Raw genomic sequence first — 23777 nt, 5'->3', positions numbered from 1 at the left:
TCGAAACCTTTTTTCATAGGGCAGTAGCTGACTGCATTGAAATTGCGCTTCAAACCAAGCTTGTTTCAACGCTAGTCATCCTTGCCGGGGTGGGACGACGTAATCATTTTTTCAAAATCAGATTTCTGTCCCACTCCCTTTTTGTAATTGATACATTTGATAATATATGCCTTGTTGTGAGATAAGCATATCATGTGTTCCGCGTTCTACGATTTCGCCATTATTTAAGACTAATATTTGATCTGCATCTTGAATTGTTGCTAATCTATGCGCTATAGCAATTGTTGTTCTACCTTGACGCATATGATTTAATGCAGCTTGAATTTGTTCTTCTGTTTCAGAATCAATATTAGCGGTAGCTTCATCAAGTATAAGTATTTTAGGATCAACTGCCATAGTACGAGCAAAAGCTATTAATTGCCGTTCACCACTGGAAAAAGCACTACCTTTTTCTGTCACTTTATGTTCATATTGTCCATCTAATTGCTGAATAAAGCGATCAGCTTGCACAAAAGATGCTGCAGCTTGAGCCTGTTCAAAAGTCATTTTTGGATGATACAGTTTAATATTCGATAAAATAGTGCCGTAAAATATAAAAGCATCTTGTAGTACAAGCCCAATTTTTGATTTTAATTCGTCTTTAGAAAATGATTTAAGAGATTGATTATCAATCATAATTTGACCTCTTTCAAATTCATAAAAACGCATAAACAAATTAATAATAGAACTTTTTCCTGACCCAGTATGACCGACAAGGGCAACTGTTTCACCTGGATTTACTGTAAAACTAATATGCTTAAGCACGTCTGTCTCGCCATTATAACTAAAACTGACATCTTCAAATGTCACTTTTCCTTCTGTGATTTGGTGCTCATTATTCACATCTTGCTTCGGTTCATATGTTTCATCATCTATAAGTTCAAACACACGACTCGCAGATACTATAGCTTGCTGTAACACGTTTAAATTTTGACTCACTTGATTTATAGGTTCAAAAAAACGTTCCATATATTGGATAAAAGCAAACACAACGCCTGCCGTAATTGTTGCACTAAAACTAATAATTCCAAAATAACCTAAAATCATAACCGTCGCAAAAATAGCAAGCATACTAATTGCAGGTCGTAGTAATAAACTATCTAATTTCACTGTTTTTAGCATATAATCGTAATGCTCGTCATTAATTTGATTAAACTCATCATTTAATCTTTTTTGTTGATTCAATGCTTGGATCATCGTCATACCTTCAATAGATTCAGCTAACTTCGAATTTAAGTCTGACAACAATTGCCTTGATTTATTAAATAGAATAGCAGAATATTTTCGATAAATAATTAGTAAACATATAATAATTGGCATAAAGATTAATGCGTATAAAGCAAGTTGCACATCTAGGATGAACATCATAATGTAGCTAGAAATCATCATGAATACGGCCATAATTACAGTAGAAAAAACGCCGATAAACATATTAACTATTGTTTCTGTGTCATTTGTCAATCTAGAAACGATGCTTCCACCAGAAACTTTATCAAAATAGCGCATGCCTAATGACCCAAGTTTATTAAATGCATCTATTCTTAATTGCTGAATTACTTTGAAGGCTAAGTATTGAAACATATAATCATTAATATATGTAGCAATTGCGCCAATAATCTGTATCCCTATAAAAAATCCTACTAATAATATTAATTTATTTTGTGGAAAGTTGTTAGGTGTTAAAAAGTCATCAATAAAAACTTTTATTAAGTACGGCGTCAACATACTAGTGACGGTGGCTAACGTTAACATTAAAAATGCCAACGCAATAATACCTTTATATGGTGAGGTATATTTGATTAAACGAAACACCGTTTTACCTTGATCCTTCGCTGAGAGTGAAGTTATCTTAGACATTTCCTTCATCTCCTTCCGTCAAATCATTGAGGTGTTGCGCATGTTGTTCTTGTAATGCTTGTGCAGTATAAGTATCGAAATACCACCCTTTTCGTTCTATTAACGTTTGGTGGGTACCGCGTTCTATAATTGTGCCTCTATCCATTACAATAATTAAATCAGCATGTTTCACCGCACTCATACGGTGAGCAGTGATAATATTTGTTTTGCCCTGTCGCAATGTATGCATATTAGCTAAAATAGTTTCTTCTGTTTGTGCATCTACAGCTGATAATGAATCATCTAAAATCAACACCTCAGGATCAATAAGAAGCGCACGTGCGATAGCAATACGTTGTTTTTGTCCGCCTGATAATGATACACCTCGTTCACCTACAACAGTTTGATAGCCCTCCGTAAATTGTTGGATATCTTTGTGCACATGACTTAAGCGGCTAACTTCATGAATTTGTGAATCATTGGCTTCCATATTACCGAAAGCAATATTGTTACGGATTGAAGTAGAGAATAAAAAGTGTTCTTGAGGCACATATCCAAATTGTGCGCGTAATTGTCCTAATTGATAATGACGTAACGGTATATCACCATATGTAATATCATTTGGTTTGTCAGTATCAAATTGTCGCAACAGTAACTTTATTAGTGTACTTTTTCCTGAACCTGTACGCCCTACAATGCCAATAGTCATGCCTGGTTGTATTGTAAAGTGTATATCGTGAACTCCTTTCGCCTTATTTCCTGGGTAATGAAACTGCGCAATATTAAATTCAATATCACCTTGTGGCTGAGCTGTTGTACTGTAATCTGTCTCAATACTATTCGGCGTATTCAAGATTACTTCTATTCGTTCATAAGAAGCCTTTGCACGCTGTACTATATTAAAAAACAGGCCCAATGCTAATAGTGGCCACACTAGCATGCCAAGATATGTTGCAAACGTAATTAACTGTCCCAAAGTAATTTCATCATTTAGTACCATGAACGAACCAAAAGTAATTGCCAAAAACTCACTTGTACCAAATACTAACATTATCGTTGGGTCAAAAAGTGCATCAACTTTTGCAACATATAAATTCTTTCTAACCACTTCATCACTAAGCCCCTTAAAATCAGCTTGATCTTCTGTCTCATAACCAAATGTTTTAGTGACCTTAATACCCGCAACACTTTCTTGTGTTTTATCATTTAATTTACTAAATGCCGCCTGTGCTTTTTTAAAGCCATGGCTCAATAATTTTCCATAATAGCGCGTCATTATTACCATAATAGGTAGTGGTATTAACACAATTAACGTTAATTTTACACTTACGGTCAGTGCCATAGTTATAATGACCATACCACCAGTAATTAATGAATCTGCAATCATTAAAATACCAGCACCCGCTGCATTTTGGACAGCATTTATGTCGTTAGTAGCATGTGCCATTAAGTCCCCTGTCCGTCTATTTTGATAAAAATACGGACTCATTTCTGTATATTTGCGATATAAGTAACGACGCAATATATTGCCTAATTTTTGACTTGTCCCAAAAATAGATAATCTCCAGACATAGCGCGAACCATATAGTAAAAGTGCTGCTAAAACCAATATACATAAATATATGATTAGCATTTTGCCAGTTAGCACTTGATTCGTCATACCATCTATCGTCTTACCAATAATTTGAGGTGGTAATAATTCAATTAAAGCTATTGTAATTAACATGATTAAACCCAAGATATAGTTGAATTTTTGTGCTTTAAAAAACCATGTTAATTTTAAAAATACGCCCACTATAATCACCCCTTTTGGTTTATGTTAAATACATCTTACCACACCTTGTATTGCTGATTTAAGTGTTTGATTACATGCAAAAAGAGCAAATACACAGCATCAACTTGTTTTCATTAACGGTGTGTATTCACTCTCTGTTATGGTTTGTGCTACTATTTGAAATAAAGGCTAGCTCTAGTAAAATGCTAATCTAGTTGTATTACTCTTCTTTACTTTCCTCAAATACTACGACTTGTTGTCCTTTTTTATGCGTTGACGTAATTCCCTGTTCTATGGCTAAAACATGCGCTATTTTAGGGGCAGTCCACAGTACCGGCAGCATAATTATTGAGATGGGTACAGCCGTGACGACAATAAATGACTGTAAGGCGTCAATACTACCTTCTCCAATATTAATTAAAATAACAGAAATCACACCCATAATAATGACCCAAAACAAACGGATTAATTTAGGTGGATTCCCTTCACCTGTAACAGCCATTGAAATGGAATATGACATTGAATCTGCAGTTGTAATAACGAAAACAAACGTTAAAATTAATATGGCAAATACTAAAACATCACCTAAAGGCAATTGATTGGCTAATGCGATAACTGCAGCAGGTAAACCATTATCTGCTAATGGTCCACTCACCGAACCGTTATGTTGTTGTTCATAAAATAATCCACTTCCACCTAAAATGGTAAACCAAAAATGCGATACCACTGCTGCTACGACTGATACTAAGAAAAAGATTTCACGAATCGTGCGTCCACGAGATACACGCGCAACTAAAATTGCCATTAATGGTCCATAACCTATAAACCATCCGAAAAAGAACAACATCCATGCGCCAGCCCATTCATCATCTCCTCTAAATGTACCTATTTTGACAAAATCAGAGATATACGTTCCATAAGATGAAATAAATGTATCGATAATGAAATGTCCTGGGCCAAATAATAAGATAAATGCTCCTATAGCTAGTGCTAACCAAATATTCAATGTACTTAAAAATTGGATTCCTTTATTTATTCCAGTGACAGCGGAAATAGTTACTAATACCGTCAAGCCTCCTACAGCAACAATCTGTGTGACCAAATTGTCGGGTACACCTAAAATACTATGTAACCAAAAGCTAAATTGGAAGCCAAAAAATCCTATCGTTCCTATCGTTCCGGCTACAGCACCTAAAATACAAAAAACATCAGTTAAAGAACCAATTTTATTATTTTCAATCTTTGCTCCAAATACTGGATATAATAATGTACGTGGTCTCATTTTCAACCCTTTATTATAATGTGCGTACATAATTACAATACCGCTAATGGCACCGTAAACTGCCCAAGCAGTAAATCCCCACGACGTGAAGCTTTGTGCCATTGCAGCTGGAACTGCCTCTGCAGATTTATTTTTAATTCCGTCCCCCATAGTCGGTGGCACGTCTAAAAAGTAATACATTGGTTCTGCTGCTGCCCAAAAGATTGCACCAGCACCTAAACCTGACGTGACAACAATTGCTGCCCATTTAAAGTAACTCATTTCAGGCTTATCAACATTGCCCAAACGGACCTTGCCGTATTTTGAAATAGCTATCACTAATCCTATAAAAAATGTTGCTAATAATAATAGTTGCCAAAAAGCCCCAAAATATTTAATAGAAATCTCAAAACTTTGTTGCACAAACTTTGCAGTGCCACCTGTAAAGAACGCTGACATAATTACAAAAATAACTAAAACACCAGCACTTATTAAAAATACCGGCCAATCTAACTTTTCTTTTACTAACTTAGTTTTCATTAAAGTTTCCTCGTATCCTTTATATAGATTTATCTATTTTCAAATCTTTATGCAAGTTTCTAAAATATTATCAAGCTATATAATGATGCTAACGAATTTTAATTTTAAAAGTTTCCACGTTTAAAGTGTCGCTCCTTGTATGTACACACAGACAATTAAGCCATGTTTATTTGTTAGAATAAACCTTTACTATTTTTCAATTTATACTTAAGTCGTTATCTTACCACTCTTTTTGCAATATGCCTAATTATCACTATACACAATATATTTTTTTAAAATCGAAATTTAAAAATAAAACTTACACATTGACTTAATACTTAAAATCACTTATATTTAACTTGTATCTAAAACAAATACATGTTAACCACAGGAGGTTATTATGACTTTTCATGATTCGACTGCAACGCAAGTCACTAATATCACATTAAATGTCGCAAATTTAACTAAGATGACACAATTTTATACAGAAGTACTCGGTTTAACACTTGCTAGTAAAGACGATGCACTAGCTATCCTAAATATTGGGAATTCTGGTCACACAGTAACTTTAAGAGCAATTACTGATGCTAAAAAACCTGCAATGTCAGAAGCTGGACTTTTTCATATCGCTTTTTTAGTCCCTATTAGAGCAGATTTAGCAAATTTTTTATATCATGCTGCTAGCCTAGGTATACAAGTTGGTGGTGGTGACCACTTAGTAAGTGAAGCACTCTATCTTTCTGACATTGAAGGTAATGGAATAGAAGTCTACCAAGATCGTGATGCAACTACATGGCAATGGGAAGATGACTATGTCAAAATGGATACGTTACAAGTAGATGCTGAAGATTTAGTTAACCAGCGTACTACAGAAGGCTGGCAAGGTATGCCATCACAGTCAAAATTAGGTCATTTACATCTAAAAACAGCAAACCTAGAAAGTGCACGTAATTTTTATATAACTCAGTTAGGTTTACAACATATTTCTCATTATCCTCAAGCTTTATTCATGTCAACAAACCAATATCATCATCATATTGCTGTCAATGTTTGGCAATCAACCCAACCGCGACTCGATAATGATCATAGTTTAGGCCTTTATCATATTGATATTTATAAACCAAATGCACAAAATGAAACATCAATCAGTCCTGAAGGATTCAGTGTCACAGTGCATAGCAATCGTACTACTGTCCCTGAATAAAAATTAAAATGAATTCCAGACATAAATAGCTCTGACTAAAAAATAAACGTCAATTTCTATTGAGAAGATATAGAAATTGACGTTTTTTAATTATATGAAATGCCTTTAAGATAAAAAGATGTTGTTTAACTTTTGTTTTCGAAATTTCTTATTTTTTGAATAGCCAAATATAAATTCTATCGATTTGAAACGTGTTGACGCCCAGAGGAATAGTATGCGTGAGAGACTAGGACGAATCAATGTTGTCCCAGTCTCCTCTTATTTGAAAATAGGGATTTGTATCCCATCTTCATTTTTATTCAAACCACTCGATAACATCTGCTTGTGGTTGTCTAGTTTTTGCTTTAGGTTCTGTTTCTCTATAACCAAAAGCTACCATATATGAAGGCACAAAATCATCAGCACCGATAATGTTTTCTGATTTTAATAACTCAGTAACAGCATCTAAATCAAATCCTTCAATAGGACAAGAATCAATGCCTAATAATGCTGCTGAAGTCATCATATTTCCTAATGCAATATAAGTTTGCTTACTTGCCCAATCTACAAGTGAGCGTTCATTATCATTGATATGAAAATTTGTTTGAAAATCATCATATTTTTTCTCGACTGCAGGAATTGTCTCCTCTGCATATTGCTTAATATTACGAATGATATGTTGAACATACGGTGATTGAGACGTTACATTTTTACGTGCTAACGCTAATACAAAATGGCTAGCAGTGTCCAGTTGCCCTTGAGCACCCCAACTAATATCTCTTAATTTATTTCGTAAATCAGCATTTTGAATCACTAAAAATTTCCAAGGCTCTAATCCTAAAGAACTTGGTGATAATCTACCTGCTTCTAAAATTGTAGTAAAATCTTGTTCACTAATTTTTTTTAGTTGCATCAAAACGCTTTGTTGCATGTCGAAATTGAAATGCTTCAATAATTTTATCATTCATGTCTGCCATTACTTTAGTGCCATCCTTTCAAATTAAAGATTTATTAAGTAAGTTCTAGTATAAGCTAAATAATATTTCCGATAAAAGTAATCTGTTTATAAAAAAATAGAAGTAATATCGAAATGTACTGTTAACTATTTCGAATACCACTTCTATATATAGATTTTATCATTGTACTAGTGTAGTTCACGCATTATTCACCTTATATTGTCAGCATTAATACCAATGAATTGGTAATTGCTCATTACAATTCAGGCGCTAATACCGTTTCTTCAATAACTGATAACACACCTTGTTTATCATTAGACGGTGCAACAAAGTTTGCTACGTCAAATAACATCTGATCATGACTATTTTCCATAACATAGCTATGTTCAGCAAGTTCTAACATATCATAATCATTATTTGCATCACCGAAAGCCATTAGATTATCTGCAGTCAATTCCCATTTCGCTAAAAGACGTTTAAGTGCATTGCCTTTAGTCATTTCTGGGATAATAATATCAATACTGTCGTGCCCACTAGATACTATACTAATATCATCTGCAAATTTCACAGCTAAATCCTGATCTAATTGTGGATGTGTATCTCTATTAATATTCAATGCGACTTTAACATATTCATCATTTGGCAAATGAGCAAAAGAATCAATTTCTTCTAATTGACGATAATAAAAATGTGCTACTTTTTTAAAAGTTTCACTGGTATCTTTTAAAATATAGGCACTCTTTAATCCACAAACAATTAGTTCTTGCATACTACGTTCATAATGTAAGTAATGGATTAACTCCTGATAAAAATCAAAATTAAATGCACGATAATCATATAATTCTTCACCGTCGTATATAACTGCTCCATTTTCTGCGACAAAAAACATCTCTCTCTGTCCAAAAATAGAAATCAATTTAGCATATTGATTCCCACTAGCAGCAATAAATTTCACATTTCTTTGCTGTAATTGATTAAAAATATTGTTAAAACGTGCAACATCATAACTTTTGTTAGTATCTAAAAAAGTGCCATCCATATCAACCGCAATTGCTTTTATCATATTGTCCCCTCAAACTTTCAATTATGTATGTGCTTTCATTATAGCTATTTTAACGATTGTTGAAAAGTATAAGATGACAAGTTAAGCTGTTGTCACCTTATACTCACACAATAATTATACTTGTTGCGTTATTTGATTTATAAAGCTGAAATAGTCTGCGATATTATTATTGAGTTGCGCTTCATTAACATTAAAAGTGCCATACAGTGCATGTGCCCCTATAAATTTCGCACCTACAAAGCGACTCGTCGCATCTAAAGGAGCTAACAATTGTGCTAAAGTGTAGCCTACCGCACCCTCAGCGTGATAATCTTCTTCTGCACTTCCTACAGAAACTGCTGCAGCAAACTGTTTTCCTTGTAATTTATCCCCAGTAGAACCGTAAGCCCAACCATACTCTAATACTTCATCAAAATATTGTTTGAATAAAGGCGGATAACTATACCAATACAATGGAAATTGGAAAATAATAGTTTCGTATTGCTCTAACAATTGTTGCTCCGCTTCAATATCAATAACTTCATTTGGATAAATCGAATACAAATCATGTACAGTGACCTCATCACGTTGTTGCAAAGCTAATTTCCATGCTTTATTTACTTTTGACTGTGTCATATTTGGATGTGCGATAATAACTAAAGTTGACATTTTTCCCTCCTAAAAAGACTCATTTAATAAGTTAATATTAAATGAGTCAATATTATAGATACAATATATTTGTTTGAAACTACAATAATCACTACTGCTCTTTAGAATAGTCAGTATTTGTTGCATAATCTGCAATTGCCTTTTTTTGTTTCACTTTAGAAACGTAAGTAACGGCTTCATTTCTATCAAAAATAGTTAAACCAGTAATATCTTTGCCCTTGTTAGGTCGAATAAAACTAGCTAAATATGAAATAGTAAACGCAATTAAAAATGAGATGATAGATACAAAGAATGGTGAATTGTCCCCACCAATATTGTTAAAAATATAAGCAAAAATAACACCAAAAATTAAACCAATAATTACGCCGAATGCGTTTGTACGTTTAGTGAAAATACCAACTGCAAATACACCAGCTAGTGGCACACCAAATAATCCAGTAATAAGTAAGAATAAATCCCAAATATCATTTGAATCAGCAGCAATTAAATAGATAGACATTGCATAACCAAATAAGCCTGAAATAATTATGATATAACGTGCAAACGTTACTTCACTTTTTTCATTACCCTTCCCAAAAAAGCGATGTTTTATATCTACAGAAAAACATGCTGATATCGAGTTCAAACTTGAAGATATCGTTGATTGGGCAGCAGCAAAAATTGCTGCAATTAATAATCCACCAACAAAAGGAGGCATTTCAGTTAAAATAAAATACGGTACGATAGACGACGTATTAAAACCATTAGGTAGTGCGCTACTATGATTATAAAACGAATATAACATTGTTCCCATACCGTAAAATATAGGTGCTGATATTAGTGCCAATATACCATTTGTCCACAATGATTTAGAAGTTTCTTTCAACGAGTCTGATGCTTGGTAACGTTGAACGACGTCTTGACTTGCAGTATATTGATGTAAATTATTAAAAATGTTACCTAAAAATATAATCGGTATAGCCGCTGCTGCTGTATTGAATTTCCAATTGTCAGCGCTAATTATTTTTTTATTGTTCATTGCATCTGTAACCAATGTCCCCATACCATTTGGTAAATGAACAACCCCTAAAATAATAATGACAACAGCGCCACCAAGTAAAATGACACCTTGAATAAAGTCACTCCACACAACACCTTCAAAACCACCTAAAAACGTATATAAGATACATAAAATACCTACGAGTGAAGCTACAACAAATGGATTTAAATCCGATACAGATGTAACCGCTAAAGTTGGTAAATAAATTACAATAGCTACTCTTCCCAAATGGAATAAAATAAACAACAAAGAACCAATCACTCGTATACTAGGTCCAAAACGCGCTTCTAAATATTCGTAAGCTGACGTGACATTCAATTTCTTGAAAAATGGTACATAGAAAAAGATCAATAAAGGTATTATTGCTACAATAGTAATATTTCCAACTATATAAGACCAATCTGTTAAAAAGGCTTTTTCTGGTGTTGACATAAAAGTAATTGCACTTAAAGTTGTCGCATAAATAGAAAAGCCCACAGCCCAAGATGGTAACCTACCACTGGCAGTAAAAAAGCTATCAGTATTTTGTCCTGCACGTTTAGTGAAGTACACCCCAATTAGCAACATGATAAAAAGATAGAGTAAAATAGCTACCCAGTTCCAAAACCCAAACCCCACTTGTTCCATGAACAATCAACCCCTTAAGTTAAAAATTATAAGTTATATTTATCTATAAGTGTCTCTAACTGTGCTCTATTATTTTCATTAAATGGTTTAAATGGTTTTTTTGGTAAACCACAATCTAGACCACGTGCTTTTAATATTTCTTTTAACGTTGGATAAATCCCCATGTCTAAGATGCCTTCAATAATATGATTAGTGTCATGTTGAATAGCATAAGCTTTAGCAACGTCACCTTGTTGCGCATTTTCAAAAATAGCACGTGCACGCTTACCATTAACGTTATACGTTGACCCAATAGCACCATCAACTCCCGAAATAGCTGCTTGTACCAACATTTCGTCAAACCCCGAGAAAATTAATTTATCCGGGAAATGTTCACGGATTCTTTCAAGTAAAAAGAAATTAGGTGCTGTATACTTTACACCAATAACTTTGTCATGTGAAAATAACTCTTCAAATTGTGTCATTGATATATTAACTCCAGTTAAATCTGGAATAGCGTAAACAATTAAATTATTTTGTGTTGCTTCAATGAGTTCAAAGTAATAATCTTTTATTTCTTCAAAAGAAAATGGATAATAGAACGGCGTAACAGCAGAAATTGCGTCGTAGCCTAATTCAGTTGCGTATTGACCTAATTCTATAGATTCGTTTAAATCTAGTGCACCAACTTGTGCGATTAATTTAGCGTCATTTCCAATGACATCTTTGACTACTTTAAAAATTTGTTTCTTTTGTGCAGTGTTAATTAAAAAGTTTTCTCCTGAACTTCCATTAACGTATAAACCATCTAACCCTTCTTTATCTATAGCATTACGTGCTATTTGTTTTAATCCCTCTTCTTTTACCTGACCATCCTCATCAAAGGGAACTAATAATGCTGCATACAAACCTTTCAAATTATCTTCCATGTTATAAACCTCCATTATTTTCGCTATTTAACTATTTTAGCTACGCTCAAAACTTAATTTTTTAAGTACATAACTAAACGTTACCTATTAGAAATTTTACTTTACAGCTAGAATTGTAAACGCTACCATAAAACTTAGCAATAGAATTCTGAAAATTATATACGTTTAATAAGCACATTAATGAAAATATTTTTCACAAATAGTCTAAATGGAGGTCATCGCATGTCGTACAAAATTGTTTTAGATGTAGGGGGTACACAAATAAAATCTGCTGTACTTGATGAAAATGCTAATTTAGTAACCTTTAATAGCATCCCAACGCCTAATAACATTACTGATTTTATTTTAGATGAGGTCATCCAAATAGTAGCACAATATAAAGAACTGTATCATTTAGATCCAGTCTACGTTGGCATCTCTAGCGCTGGCGTTATAAATCGCGATACAGGAACGGTAGTTTATAGTAGTCCCACGATTGCTAATTTTACAGGGATAAACTATAAGCAAGCATTAAGTCATATTACTCCGTTTGTCTATGTCTGCAATGATGTTGATGCCGCACTATTAGGAGAACTACACACATATCAATATGCACAACAACAAATATTTTGTTTAACTTTAGGCACAGGTATTGGAGGCGCATTTTACACTTCAGAAACAGGTTTATATCAAGGTGCCAACTCTCGTGCCAATGAAATTGGTTATATGCTATACCGTCCTGATAGTGAAACGACTTATGAACAATGGGCAGCTACTTCAGCATTACAAACCCAAATTACTCATCAATATAGTTCAACTGATGTAGATGTTAAATCGTTATTTCTTCAAGCTAAACAAGGAGATGAAACAGCAAGTGCTTTATTACACACTTGGGGTAAAGACGTCGCAGAAGGCGTAGCACAAATTCAATTACTTTATGATCCTGCGTTAATTTTAATTGGTGGCGGAATTTCTGCACAAGGTGATCAATTATTGCAATATATTGTACCTTATGTCTCTTATTTTTTACCTGCCAATTATGAACATGCACCTATTCAAACTACGCATGCGTTAAATAATGCTGCATTACTCGGTGCAGGTAGTTTAATAACACTTTAACCAACTAACCTAAATTAAATAATTGTCGTAACTTCCGTTTATACAATACTTAGGGCCAGAACATTAATAATGTTCTAGCCCTATATATTACGGTTTATCATGTAAAATAACATCTTTTGTTTTTTGATAGACTCGATGTAAATGCTCATCGTCTAATAATAAGTAACTGACAATATCTATTAAAAAATGTGTCGCAATTTGTGTATTAATAAACCTTGTATCATTATTTCTGGATTGGTCTGTCGTAATCAATACTAAATCTGCACATGCTGTAAGTGCACTACCTTCATAGTTAGTAATTGCTACTACAAAAGCACCTTGTTGCTGTGCAATCCCTGCAGCTGAAATTAACTCTGTAGTTTCACCACTGTTCGAAATAGCGACAAACGTATCCGAACCTGTTAATAATGACGCTACAATTTTCATTTGATGAGAATCTGTCGATACATTCCCTTTTAAGCCCATACGCATCGTTCTATAATAAAATTCAGTTGCTGTTAATCCTGAACTCCCTAATCCAGCAAAAATTATTTGTCTACTACGCATAATTTGATTTACAAAATTTTGAATATCAATATCTGAAATAAACTCGCCAGTTTGTTGAATTGTATTTTGATGATAGTTATGAATTTTTTGGATGAGCGGGCTATTCTCAATTTCTTGATTAGTCATTTCCTGTTGCAAATTAAATTTCATATCTTGAAAGTTTTCATAGTCTAATTTATTGGAAAAACGTGTAATGGTGGCAGGTGAAATGCCTACACTATTCGCCAATGAATTAATAGTAGAAAAGTTATCATCAAATTGATTATTTTTTATATAGTTAACGATTTCTTTATCTGCTTTAGTAAATAAATGTTTATAGCGTTGCACTCTATTATCAAATTTCATCTGTGCGTCTCCCCTTTTTAATATAGCCATATTTTACTATAAACGAAAAGTTTTTTCATTAATACTATAACTATTGATTGTTTTTTTCCTAATGTTATATTGATATTACTTTAATTAAATCACTATATCTTAAAATTTAATGTTATGGAGTGTGTATTTTATGTTACCTAATGGATTAATCGTATCTTGCCAAGCTTTACCTGATGAGCCACTACATTCATCTTTTATTATGTCAAAAATGGCATTAGCAGCTTATGAAGGTGGTGCTGTTGGAATTAGAGCAAACAGCAAAGCAGATATTTTAGAAATTAAAAAAACAGTTGATCTACCTATCATTGGTATTGTTAAAAGAGATTACGATAATTCCAATGTTTTTATTACTGCCACTAAAACAGAGGTACAAGAATTACTTGAAAGTGGTTGTGAAGTCATTGCACTTGAAGCTACGAATCAACCTCGACCACAAGAAAGCTTAGCAGAATTAGTAGCATATATCCGTCAAGAAGCACCACACATTGAAATAATGGCTGACATCTCTACTGTTGAAGAAGCAAAACAAGCAGAAGAACTTGGTTTCGATTATATTGGCACAACGTTAAGAGGCTATACAACATATACATCTGGTCATGTTTTATATGAAAATGATTTTGCCTTTCTAAAAGAAGTAATTGCTAATGTGAATACTAAAGTGGTTGCTGAAGGAAATGTTGTGACACCAGATATGTTTGCGCGTGTAAGTGAATTAGGTACGCACTGTACAGTAGTCGGCGGTGCTATTACACGTCCAAAAGAAATAACACAACGCTTTGTATCTGCTGTTGCTACTCCCAAACATTAATTTAACTTAAAAAGCGTAGCTATCTATATTCAACGAACGTTTCATTGAAATAAGATGGCTACGCTATTTTTTCATTTATAACTTTATTGTGAGCTATACCGCTTCTGCAATAAATATTTTTCTATCTTCCCATTCGCCTGTTTGGTAATTATAGTTGTCACAAGTAATTAGAGTTAATTGCTTTTTATTGCTGTTTTGTTCCTCTAATACATGAACATCACTGGGCTTCACATCATATATTTTCGTTATTTGGTAATGACGCTTGTCCTGTCCTACTTTAAAATACACATCACTACCTATTTTTGAGGCAGTTAAATTAGTAAATTGATAATGTCGAAGATTCGTATGTGTATGACCTGCTATTGCAATATTTTGATCATCTAATGATTCATCAGCTTCTGCAAAGCTGATGCCTTTTTCTAACTGTTTAGGTGTTGCCGGCCCTTGATATACAGGCTCTTTAATATCAGCATCAGGTACAGTTAAATATCCTACCATAGTTGATGCATTTTGCTGTTTCGTAGACTCAGTAGACTGATGTTGCTTAGCATCATACTGTTCTACTTTATCTGATGCTTCCTTGTTATAAAAATAATTAGCTATATAAGGCTGTACCAATAAATAAACAGCTACTAACAAACATACTATTCCTAACAACGACAGTAATATATTAATCCTTCGTTTCAACTTAACTACGCCTCTTTCACTTGAATTACTTATGGTTAATATAGCATTGTTTTTTTATAAATCATACCTCTGTTTACAAAACGAAAAAATTGCTCACTAATTACAAAAATTATCACAAGCTTGCAACAATAAAGGGTTCAAAAGTGCACATCAATTTTGTAAAATTGCTGTCATCTTCTAAACCCTAAAAGTTAAAATCATATTCACCATGATTTCCATAATATATATGCTTCACATTAAACATCTTATAGTTAAATTACCTACCTATTTATTTCAATCCATTTCACTAATTCATGCAAATTATTTACTGCAATTGTAGGTTTCACACCATTATCATCAAATAAGTCATTGCGTCTATTAACCCAAGCTGTATCAAAACCAAAGTTCTCAGCTCCTGTAACGTCCCACGAATTTGACGACACAAACAATATTTCACTACGTTTTACTTTATAATAATTTAATACTAATGCATAACTGGCTGGACTTGGCTTATATTGTTTAACTTCGTCGACACTCATAACTGAATTAAAGTATTCAGCGATTTCAGAGTTATCCACTAATGCACGTAACATATTATCATTTCCATTAGACAATATAGCTAAATCTAATGGCTTGTCATTTAACTCAGCTAGAGATTTGGGCACTTCTTTAAAGTATTCTAAATTTTGATAACCATTAAACAATTCATTAATATCATCTCTATTATACGGTACATTATAAACTTCTAAAGTATGTCGTAATGCATTTTTGGTAATTTCATCATATCTTGTATAACGTTCCATAACTTGACGTAGTGTTGCATGATATAATTGTGTCTTACGCCATAAATTAGTTATTTCTGTAGCATGTTCTTTGTTTAACTCTCCAACTTTATCTTTAATTGACATAACATCAAATAATGTGCCAAAAACATCAAAAACAATAACTTTATACATAAAATACCCCTTTCTCTACAAAACAATCCGTACTTATTATTTATCACTAAAGTTAAACGTTGAAACAATTTTTTAATTAATTTTAATACTAAAAAATAAAAGGTAAAATGTATAATCATAAAATGATACATTCTACCTTTTATATTTAAATAATTACATTAACAATTAATATAAATCCTAATCCTAATATAGATAATATAGATTCTAATAAAGTCCATGTTAAAAATGTTTCTTTCATGCTTAAACCAAAATACTCTTTAAACATCCAAAATCCAGCGTCATTAACATGTGAACAAAAAATACTTCCTGCACCTATAGCAAGCACAACTAATGAGAGATTAACATCTACGGTTTGTAATAAAGGTAATACAATACCAACTGATGATATAGCTGCAACTGTAGTAGAACCTAATGCTACACGTAAAATAGCTGCTGCTAACCATGCTAATACAAGGGGTGACATTTGTGAGTCATGAAATAATTGTGAAATAGTGTCGCCAACACCACCATCGATTAAAATTTGCTTAAATGTACCGCCACCACCGATGATTAACAGTAGCATGGCAATTGGAGTAATAGCATTTGAGACAGTGTCCATTATTTGATTCATTGTTTGTTTACGTCTGATTCCCATAGTATATATAGCGATCAAAACTGCAATTAACATCGCCGTTGTAGAAGAACCTATAAAATAAATAAATCCTTCTAGACCTTGAGCGTGTCCGTCTTCATTACCTGTAATCAATTGAACAACTGTCGCAAATAACATCAATACTACAGGACTTAGAGCCGTTAACAAACTTAGTCCAAAACTTGGCATCTCTGATTCATCGATATTCTTAATATCACCCGTAACGGCTTGATTCCCCTCTTTTGCAAAAGCGCTTGGTGCCAATTTATACGCAATTTTAGGAAAAATACCACCAACGATAATTGCTAATGGAATACCAATAATGATACCGTACATTAATACATGGCCGATATTCGCATTTAGTGCTTCAGATATTGCGACTGGTCCAGGATGTGGTGGTAAAAAACCATGCGTTACAGCGATTGAAGTCGCCATAGGTAAACCTACAGATAAATTAGAAATCGACATTCTTTTAGCTAGTGTAAATACTAATGGTACTAATAGAACAAAAGCAACCTCTAAAAATAAAGATATTCCGATAATGAATGATGCAATAATCATTGCCCAAGTAACATATTTTTTACCAAATGTATTAATTAATGTGTCAGCAATGCGAGTAGCACCGCCACCATCGGATAATAATTTACCTAGGATGGACCCTAATCCAAAAATAATCGCGATATGTCCTAATGTATCGCCCATCCCTTTTTCAATAGTTTCTACAATTTTATCTATAGGCATCCCTAAAATCATACCAGTTGCCATAGAAGTAATAATTAATGCTATAAACGTATTTAATTTAAAGACCATGATTAATATTAGTAATATGGCTACGCCTATAACGACACCTATAATTGGCCAAAACTCTCCCAACATAAACATCCCAACTTTCATTTTTATTTATTTAATTGATATACTTCAGTTAATGTTTCTGTAGCTCCAACATTTCCTGGGAAAATAACATATGGCATATTTTCATATTTTGCTTCACTACCAGTTAGCCAAATTGGTACGCCTTTAGTAATTTGGCCAATAACTGTCGCTTTTTTAATATTCAATCCTTTAGTGGCAACATCACTTGAAGTAATACCGCCTTTTGCGATAATGAAATTAGGTTTAAGTGTTAAATTACTAACAATTTCGACTAAACAATTAGAAATATTTGTCGATATACTTAAATTATTAGTTAAATCAGCTGTCTTAATTACATCTCTAGACGTATAAACAACAACGTCTTCACCTTGTGCAATCAACCTTTCGACCTGTGCAATGATAGATTTTATATAGTCAGTTAAACTTGGTTTTGTTACTTCTGTCACATCAAATTCAATAGTCTGAATATCGGAATGAGCAATTAAATGATTCAACTGATCCGATGATTTTTTGACATGTGATCCTACAATAATAATGCCGCCATGTGAATTGTCACTGACATCATTTAAATTTATAATTTCTCCAGGTGTTTCACATATTGCTTTTACAAATGATGCTGCTGTACGGAACATAAATTGCTTTTTATGTGTACTTAAATAAGAAGTAAGACAAGCTACAAAGAAATCTAAATCTTCATCATTTAATGCATCAACAACTACTGCATCAAAATGTTGCAAGTCATCGAAAAGTGACATTATCGTCTCACTCTCACGATTACGCAATTGTTGTAAAGTAATGTGATATACATCGTCTGACTTGATATCACCATTACTTTTTTCTGCTATAAAATCATCCATACGTTCAGCACTAAAGCCAAATGTTGTATCTTGTGCAAATTCACTGTTGGCTACCGGAATATAGGCATCATCTTCTTGTAAATAATGTATTCCGTTATACGTATACCTTTGTCCTTCGAAAAATGCTGGTATATAAAATACGCCATCAAAACCATGACTTGCGCTATCATTAAGCACTTTAGGTTCAAGATAAAAATGACCGCGTAACGTTGAGTCACCTCTACTAATAACTATAAAAGGTTGATTTAATTCTTTAGAAATTTGTTCAATGTTCGTCATTATTTCTTTATGCACAATTGTAGTTTCTTCTTGATTAAGCGCACGGGAATTAGTCAAAATATAGAACATTTGATTTGCTTGTTGAAAGCCATCTTTAATGTATTCTAATGACCAATCTGTATAAACTGGTAAATCTTTCACAGTTTGTGTACCAGTAGGATCGTCATCTAACACAATTATTTTATACGTTAAACTTTCTAAACCTTTGTCTATTTCATCTTGTTTTTGTTCTAAAATTAAGTTTTTATTTAGCATATTTCCACCTACATATTGTTGATTTTTTCAAAATATTTAATAATTCCAGAGTGATCATTAAGACCATTGCCTGCAATTACTTCAGCTTTGTAAATTTCTTTTACTTGGTTAGTTAGCGGTAACGTTAAATCAACTGTATCCGCAGTAGACACTACATTTTTTAAATCTTTCAGATTAATGTTTAAAGTGCCACCAGCTTGATAATTTTGCTCAATCATTTTTGGAAATTTAGCATCCATCACAGAAGAACCGGCCAAGCCATCTTTAATAGCGCTGTACATCGCTTCTAAATTGATATCAAATTTTTTCGCTAACACCACTGCTTCTGATAGTGCTGAAATGTTCATATTAACGATTATTTGGTTCGCTAATTTTACAACACTACCAGCTCCAACATCTCCTACTCTAATAACAGATTGTGCTACGGGATCTAATATTTTTGTGATGACATCTAAGTCTACTTCTTTACAACCTACCATGACCGATAGTTCTCCAGTGATTGCTAATGGTTCCCCACCACTTACTGGTGCATCAACATATTTCACATTTTTTTCTTCTAACACTTTACTTATTTCCAATGACTCATTGGGCGTTAACGAACTCGTATCAATTACATGTTTTACTGCAATATCTTCATACTTTAATACAGCATTTTCTCCACTATATAATACAGCTTTAACAATAGCCCCATTTGGCAATGACGTAATTAAACAGTCAACTTGCTGTGCTATTTCTTTAGTTGTTGCTATCACAGCACCATATTGTTGCATTTCTTGTTGTGCTTCATTATTTACATCATTTACTAAAACTGTTTGTCCTGCTTTCAACAAATTTTTCACCATAGGTTTCCCCATAATTCCTAAACCAATAAATCCAATTTTCATATTTTTACCTCCACTGAAAACGTTTACATATTATTGTATACCAAAATAATTAAAATGTATACATTTTGTTCTAATTTTTTTTATAGTACACTATGTATAGTGAGGTGACAGTAGTGAAAAACGTAGAACAATCTATTTATCAAAAAATCAGAAATGACATAATTAACGGGGATTTAATTCAAAATGAAAAAATAACAGAGACTAAGTTAGCTAAAAAATACAATGTTAGTAGAACTCCTATAAGAGAAGCATTAACACAATTAGAATTAGAATATTTTATTAAAGATGGTTATGTCTTTATACCGACATCAGAAGAGTATCGTCAAATTTTCGAAATGAGAATACTGCTAGAATCTTACGCTTTGCGTAAGGCAGCTGTAGTGTATACCGAAGAAGATTTATTAGAATTACAAAGTTATACCGAAATTGATATGGATTCCTTAGAAGAAGAACAAATTATTCAAACAAACGATGCTTTTCATAAAAAAATTATGGCAGCTACTAATAATCAATTTATCTTAAACAACTATCAAAAATTACAAAGTTATATTTATTTGTTTAGTAAAACTGTTATAAACAAACGTAGACCTGGCTTAATTGAGGAACATGCAGAAATAGTTGCCGCCTTACGTAATAGAAATACTGATAAAGCTGTAGCATTATTAGAACAGCATTTGAACAATGATTTAGAATTCAGTTTATATTACTTAAATAATAAATCTTGATGTATACAAGCCACAGTTTGTTAAACTTTTGTAAATCTTCACTTTTCATGCTTTTTTTGCTTTTAAAGTGGTTATAAATAAGTAAGAGAGGATGTGGAGATAATGAGCAAACAAATTTTCTTGGATATCGTAAACCTTTGTAGTATCGGCTTGTTTTATTTATTACTTATTGTCTTAACGCTATTTACATTAGATTATTTTAATATGCACACAAGTGGATCTTTATTTTTATTATCATTAAGCTCTATGACTGTTATTCAAATATTTAACCATGCGGAATTTAATGGCTTACTCACACTATTTTCACTTGTAACTGTAGTTGTTATTGCATGCAAATCAATACACCTCTATATCATGGAACGCTAATCGCAATAAGATATTGAGTAAAGAAATTATACGGTTTGCCAGTACATCTTCAAACATATTTAATCTTGTTTATATTCGATAAAAATTATATAATAATCTCGAGGATGGTAAGCGCAAACATTATAGTTTATTATAGTCTAAATTATTTACTTTGCTTTAGCGCACCTAAATCAATTGCTCATATAATCAATGTTATACCATTCTCAACAATGGTCTTACTCAGACTGATTGGACAGACTTAAAACTACCTTCAGGCAGTAGTTTTAAGTCTTTTTTATGTTAATTAACTTTTTAAAATTCCCCCACTTTTTTTAGTGCAACACTATAAAATTTTAATCACTTTTTTAATAATTTTCTCCTTTACCATTACAACGATTAAAAATATTAGTATTTACTATGTTTTTATTAATCTTTCTTGTAGACACTCCCTATAGATTGTTTAAAACGGTACACTTGATATAAATGAAATTATAATTTGAGGTATTTACTAATGAAAAGTACACTTACCATCCTTCATCACATCAAAGCGCCTATGCGTAGATGCTTAAATGAAGTTATAGTTTTACTGCCTTTAGCGGAATCTAATATCGTCAATATTAATGGCAATCTCCACACTTTTAAGCATGGTCTAATTATTAATCACGGTGACCTTTACCAACATGTACAGACAAATTATCTACTTTCGTTATCCATACCATTAGCATCGTTTATTGAACGTGATGCTTTATTCTCCCATAGTTATCTAGACTATAATTTAATTCGGTCAAAAACTAAGTTACACCAATGGTTAACTTATTACTTAAAAACCAAATTTATCGATAAAACCATCGACACATCAATGGTATCTGACGTTATAACTTTATTACTAGCTGAAGCACAAATTAAATTACAACAACCTTATTTACCTGTTTGCAATGTTACTTCTAAATTATTGAAAAATATTTTGGTATTTATTAATAATCACATTACTGAACCGTTATTAGCCAAAATATTAGCCCAACGTTTTTATATTTCACAGTCTTACATCTCAATACTTTTTTCCACACATTTACAAATGCAATTTAAACCTTATATTACAAGTTTAAAAATTAAGCAAGCGCTCATTGATTTATTGACTGGACAGCATAATATACATGATTTAGCACTAAATTATAGTTTTTCCAATGTTTCAACCTTTTCTAAACAGTTTAAAAAATATATTCAGTTACCACCTAAAAAATTTTTTTACTACTACAAGTATCACAATAATATGGATCAAGATAGCTTGACTATTTCACCTATTAGCCATCAAATATGTCTAAGTCTACATAACTACATGTATAATATTACGACACCTAAATCATATACTTTAGAGTTGCAGCACAATTATCCTACGATGTATTTCAAACCACCGCAGACGATTATAAAATTGGCAAATTTCCATGAATTTCTTAAGTTTACGCATACTCAGCTTGATTATTTTGACTTATCTTACCTCCCAAATCCAATTTTATATATAGAACATATTGAACACTCTATATTTAATACGATTGATAAAGCTTATTTTATTAAGTTGCTACATCAATTAAAAAGTTATAATTGCAGCCTTTTATTACCGGTAAACTCACTATTTATGTTTAATAAAATGAATGACAGTTTTCTTGTAGAACTTAAAAATGATAGTTTATGTCGAGAATACTTAAGCACTATACAACTTCTTTTTAATCCGCAACTTTTACCACTAAACAAAATTAGAGTTTTAAAAAATCTTATTTCACGGAAATATGCAGCAGTTAACTGTGGTTTATTAGTAGATGATTTCTTTCAAACCACTGACGTCACTCACAACCATATAGTGGCACACTTAAATGCCTTGCCTATGGATTTTTATATTATCAATATGGATTTAACGATGTTAGCGCAACAGTTAGCTAAAATATATAATATAGACTCAACTAACATAAAAAATATTATTGCCTATTTTCTCGATGATTTAGAAGAGCATGCACATAAATTAATTTTCATTCATTTAACCTATAATGCGTTGCAACAATATTACTCACCAACTACTAAAATCACGCATGCCCACTTAGTAGATTTTATTGTATCTTTATCTTCGCGCATACGTGGTTTAGGATTCCCGTTATACTGTGATAACCATAATAAATTAATGTTAATGACAGTGCATGAAAATTATTTACCAATAATGCATATTTACCAAATGTTAGCGCCTTTTATGAATTGTCATGTATGTCTTCATAACATGGGACTGCTTCGTAAACAACATCAAAATTATGAACTGTTAGTCCATAATGGAGATTTGATTAATAGTGATTCCGAAACATCTACTGCCCTAAATATTAATCATCATTTTCATACAACTTTTCAGTTTTTAGCAAACTGTTAAATGATTCTTTTGGTTCAATTGATTATTTGTTACCATCAGCAAAACAAATGCAAAACTTACAACTCGACACATTTATAATTAAACAAATCAATCAATCAAACCATCCACAGTCACAGTATAAATTATTTTCCGTACATGAACCGTTAACATTTTCACTTCAATCAAATGCATTGTTATATCTCATATTAGCGCCTACTAAATAAAAGCCTGGAACATCAA

19 protein-coding genes and 1 pseudogene are annotated in these 23777 nt (G+C 32.5%); 6 read left to right on the top strand and 14 right to left on the bottom strand.

Annotation, left to right across the window (positions count from 1 at the left end; genetic code table 11):
• Positions 1-117: 117 nt before the first annotated feature.
• From KA845_RS12925 to KA845_RS12915, 3 genes are all read right to left on the bottom strand, one after another.
• Positions 118-1896: an ABC transporter ATP-binding protein gene (locus KA845_RS12925; protein WP_103388565.1), complete on the bottom strand. Its 1779-nt coding sequence runs from the start codon at positions 1894-1896 to the stop codon at positions 118-120.
• Positions 1889-3670: an ABC transporter transmembrane domain-containing protein gene (locus KA845_RS12920; RefSeq protein WP_167867830.1), complete on the bottom strand. Its 1782-nt coding sequence runs from the start codon at positions 3668-3670 to the stop codon at positions 1889-1891. The genes KA845_RS12925 and KA845_RS12920 overlap by 8 nt, the downstream gene beginning before the upstream one ends.
• Before the next feature lie 199 nt (positions 3671-3869).
• Complete coding sequence (locus tag KA845_RS12915) at positions 3870-5450, bottom strand: BCCT family transporter (protein ID WP_210128192.1); 1581 nt, start codon at positions 5448-5450, stop codon at positions 3870-3872.
• Between the two features lie 379 nt (positions 5451-5829).
• On the opposite strand from KA845_RS12915, the gene KA845_RS12910 reads away from it, so the two are divergent.
• Complete coding sequence (locus KA845_RS12910; RefSeq protein ID WP_210128190.1) at positions 5830-6633, top strand: VOC family protein; 804 nt, start codon at positions 5830-5832, stop codon at positions 6631-6633.
• A gap of 295 nt (positions 6634-6928) precedes the next feature.
• On the opposite strand, the pseudogene KA845_RS12905 reads toward KA845_RS12910, so the two are convergent.
• The 5 genes and pseudogenes from KA845_RS12905 to KA845_RS12885 all read right to left on the bottom strand — a co-directional run bounded on the left by KA845_RS12905 (position 6929) and on the right by KA845_RS12885 (position 11853).
• A pseudogene (locus KA845_RS12905) lies at positions 6929-7589 on the bottom strand (NAD(P)H-dependent oxidoreductase).
• A 235-nt stretch (positions 7590-7824) separates the two neighbouring features.
• Positions 7825-8631: a Cof-type HAD-IIB family hydrolase gene (locus KA845_RS12900; RefSeq protein ID WP_002509542.1), complete on the bottom strand. Its 807-nt coding sequence runs from the start codon at positions 8629-8631 to the stop codon at positions 7825-7827.
• Positions 8632-8745: 114 nt separating this feature from the next.
• Entirely contained in the window at positions 8746-9279 is a 534-nt protein-coding gene (locus KA845_RS12895) for an NAD(P)H-dependent oxidoreductase (RefSeq protein ID WP_103388563.1), read from the bottom strand.
• Between the two features lie 91 nt (positions 9280-9370).
• Positions 9371-10945 carry a sodium:solute symporter family protein gene (locus tag KA845_RS12890; RefSeq protein ID WP_210128188.1) on the bottom strand — a complete coding sequence of 525 codons (1575 nt, stop codon included), beginning with the start codon at positions 10943-10945 and terminating at the stop codon, positions 9371-9373.
• A 26-nt stretch (positions 10946-10971) separates the two neighbouring features.
• Positions 10972-11853, bottom strand: coding sequence for an N-acetylneuraminate lyase (locus tag KA845_RS12885; protein ID WP_103388562.1), 882 nt, complete (start codon positions 11851-11853; stop codon positions 10972-10974).
• A 222-nt stretch (positions 11854-12075) separates the two neighbouring features.
• On the opposite strand from KA845_RS12885, the gene KA845_RS12880 reads away from it, so the two are divergent.
• Positions 12076-12951, top strand: a complete 876-nt coding sequence (locus KA845_RS12880) for an ROK family protein (protein WP_210128187.1) — start codon at positions 12076-12078, stop codon at positions 12949-12951.
• Between the two features lie 87 nt (positions 12952-13038).
• Here the strand turns inward: KA845_RS12880 and KA845_RS12875 are convergent, their stop codons facing one another.
• Complete coding sequence (locus tag KA845_RS12875) at positions 13039-13842, bottom strand: MurR/RpiR family transcriptional regulator (RefSeq protein WP_002509547.1); 804 nt, start codon at positions 13840-13842, stop codon at positions 13039-13041.
• A gap of 160 nt (positions 13843-14002) precedes the next feature.
• Here KA845_RS12875 and KA845_RS12870 point away from each other — a divergent pair, with 160 nt between their 5' ends.
• Positions 14003-14680, top strand: coding sequence for an N-acetylmannosamine-6-phosphate 2-epimerase (locus tag KA845_RS12870; RefSeq protein WP_002509548.1), 678 nt, complete (start codon positions 14003-14005; stop codon positions 14678-14680).
• A gap of 93 nt (positions 14681-14773) precedes the next feature.
• On the opposite strand, the gene srtA is transcribed toward KA845_RS12870, so the two are convergent.
• From srtA to KA845_RS12845, 5 genes are all read right to left on the bottom strand, one after another.
• Complete coding sequence (srtA, locus tag KA845_RS12865) at positions 14774-15367, bottom strand: class A sortase SrtA (protein WP_031266757.1); 594 nt, start codon at positions 15365-15367, stop codon at positions 14774-14776.
• A 260-nt stretch (positions 15368-15627) separates the two neighbouring features.
• Positions 15628-16302, bottom strand: coding sequence for a haloacid dehalogenase type II (locus KA845_RS12860; RefSeq protein ID WP_103388561.1), 675 nt, complete (start codon positions 16300-16302; stop codon positions 15628-15630).
• A 145-nt stretch (positions 16303-16447) separates the two neighbouring features.
• Positions 16448-17809 (bottom strand): gluconate:H+ symporter, encoded by a 1362-nt coding sequence (locus KA845_RS12855; protein WP_002509551.1) that lies wholly within the window; start codon positions 17807-17809, stop codon positions 16448-16450.
• A 20-nt stretch (positions 17810-17829) separates the two neighbouring features.
• Entirely contained in the window at positions 17830-19197 is a 1368-nt protein-coding gene (locus tag KA845_RS12850) for a four-carbon acid sugar kinase family protein (protein WP_002509552.1), read from the bottom strand.
• 8 nt (positions 19198-19205) lie between these two features.
• Positions 19206-20081, bottom strand: a complete 876-nt coding sequence (locus KA845_RS12845; RefSeq protein WP_002509553.1) for an NAD(P)-binding domain-containing protein — start codon at positions 20079-20081, stop codon at positions 19206-19208.
• 113 nt (positions 20082-20194) lie between these two features.
• Between KA845_RS12845 and KA845_RS12840 the strand changes: the two genes are divergently transcribed.
• From KA845_RS12840 to KA845_RS12830, 3 genes are all read left to right on the top strand, one after another.
• Positions 20195-20806, top strand: a complete 612-nt coding sequence (locus KA845_RS12840) for a GntR family transcriptional regulator (RefSeq protein WP_021459587.1) — start codon at positions 20195-20197, stop codon at positions 20804-20806.
• A 102-nt stretch (positions 20807-20908) separates the two neighbouring features.
• Complete coding sequence (locus KA845_RS12835) at positions 20909-21172, top strand: hypothetical protein (RefSeq protein ID WP_002509555.1); 264 nt, start codon at positions 20909-20911, stop codon at positions 21170-21172.
• Positions 21173-21662: 490 nt separating this feature from the next.
• Complete coding sequence (locus KA845_RS12830; RefSeq protein WP_210128186.1) at positions 21663-23558, top strand: helix-turn-helix domain-containing protein; 1896 nt, start codon at positions 21663-21665, stop codon at positions 23556-23558.
• Positions 23559-23777: the final 219 nt, after the last annotated feature.

This window comes from Staphylococcus sp. GDX8P114P-2, from assembly GCF_017892945.1.
Lineage (GTDB): Bacteria > Bacillota > Bacilli > Staphylococcales > Staphylococcaceae > Staphylococcus > Staphylococcus arlettae.
This window is presented reverse-complemented; position numbering and strand designations above follow the sequence as displayed.

What these genes read in the sequence shown, in the direction of transcription:
- KA845_RS12860 (WP_103388561.1), bottom strand. Translation starts at nt 16,302, where the DNA reads ATGTATAAAGTTATTGTTTTTGATGTTTTTGGCACATTATTTGATGTT.
- KA845_RS12925 (WP_103388565.1), bottom strand. Translation starts at nt 1,896, where the DNA reads ATGTCTAAGATAACTTCACTCTCAGCGAAGGATCAAGGTAAAACGGTG.
- KA845_RS12895 (WP_103388563.1), bottom strand. Translation starts at nt 9,279, where the DNA reads ATGTCAACTTTAGTTATTATCGCACATCCAAATATGACACAGTCAAAA.
- KA845_RS12870 (WP_002509548.1), top strand. Translation starts at nt 14,003, where the DNA reads ATGTTACCTAATGGATTAATCGTATCTTGCCAAGCTTTACCTGATGAG.
- KA845_RS12845 (WP_002509553.1), bottom strand. Translation starts at nt 20,081, where the DNA reads ATGAAAATTGGATTTATTGGTTTAGGAATTATGGGGAAACCTATGGTG.
- KA845_RS12835 (WP_002509555.1), top strand. Translation starts at nt 20,909, where the DNA reads ATGAGCAAACAAATTTTCTTGGATATCGTAAACCTTTGTAGTATCGGC.
- KA845_RS12885 (WP_103388562.1), bottom strand. Translation starts at nt 11,853, where the DNA reads ATGGAAGATAATTTGAAAGGTTTGTATGCAGCATTATTAGTTCCCTTT.
- KA845_RS12855 (WP_002509551.1), bottom strand. Translation starts at nt 17,809, where the DNA reads ATGTTGGGAGAGTTTTGGCCAATTATAGGTGTCGTTATAGGCGTAGCC.
- KA845_RS12915 (WP_210128192.1), bottom strand. Translation starts at nt 5,450, where the DNA reads ATGAAAACTAAGTTAGTAAAAGAAAAGTTAGATTGGCCGGTATTTTTA.
- KA845_RS12830 (WP_210128186.1), top strand. Translation starts at nt 21,663, where the DNA reads ATGAAAAGTACACTTACCATCCTTCATCACATCAAAGCGCCTATGCGT.
- KA845_RS12890 (WP_210128188.1), bottom strand. Translation starts at nt 10,945, where the DNA reads ATGGAACAAGTGGGGTTTGGGTTTTGGAACTGGGTAGCTATTTTACTC.
- KA845_RS12880 (WP_210128187.1), top strand. Translation starts at nt 12,076, where the DNA reads ATGTCGTACAAAATTGTTTTAGATGTAGGGGGTACACAAATAAAATCT.
- KA845_RS12910 (WP_210128190.1), top strand. Translation starts at nt 5,830, where the DNA reads ATGACTTTTCATGATTCGACTGCAACGCAAGTCACTAATATCACATTA.
- KA845_RS12875 (WP_002509547.1), bottom strand. Translation starts at nt 13,842, where the DNA reads ATGAAATTTGATAATAGAGTGCAACGCTATAAACATTTATTTACTAAA.
- KA845_RS12900 (WP_002509542.1), bottom strand. Translation starts at nt 8,631, where the DNA reads ATGATAAAAGCAATTGCGGTTGATATGGATGGCACTTTTTTAGATACT.
- KA845_RS12850 (WP_002509552.1), bottom strand. Translation starts at nt 19,197, where the DNA reads ATGCTAAATAAAAACTTAATTTTAGAACAAAAACAAGATGAAATAGAC.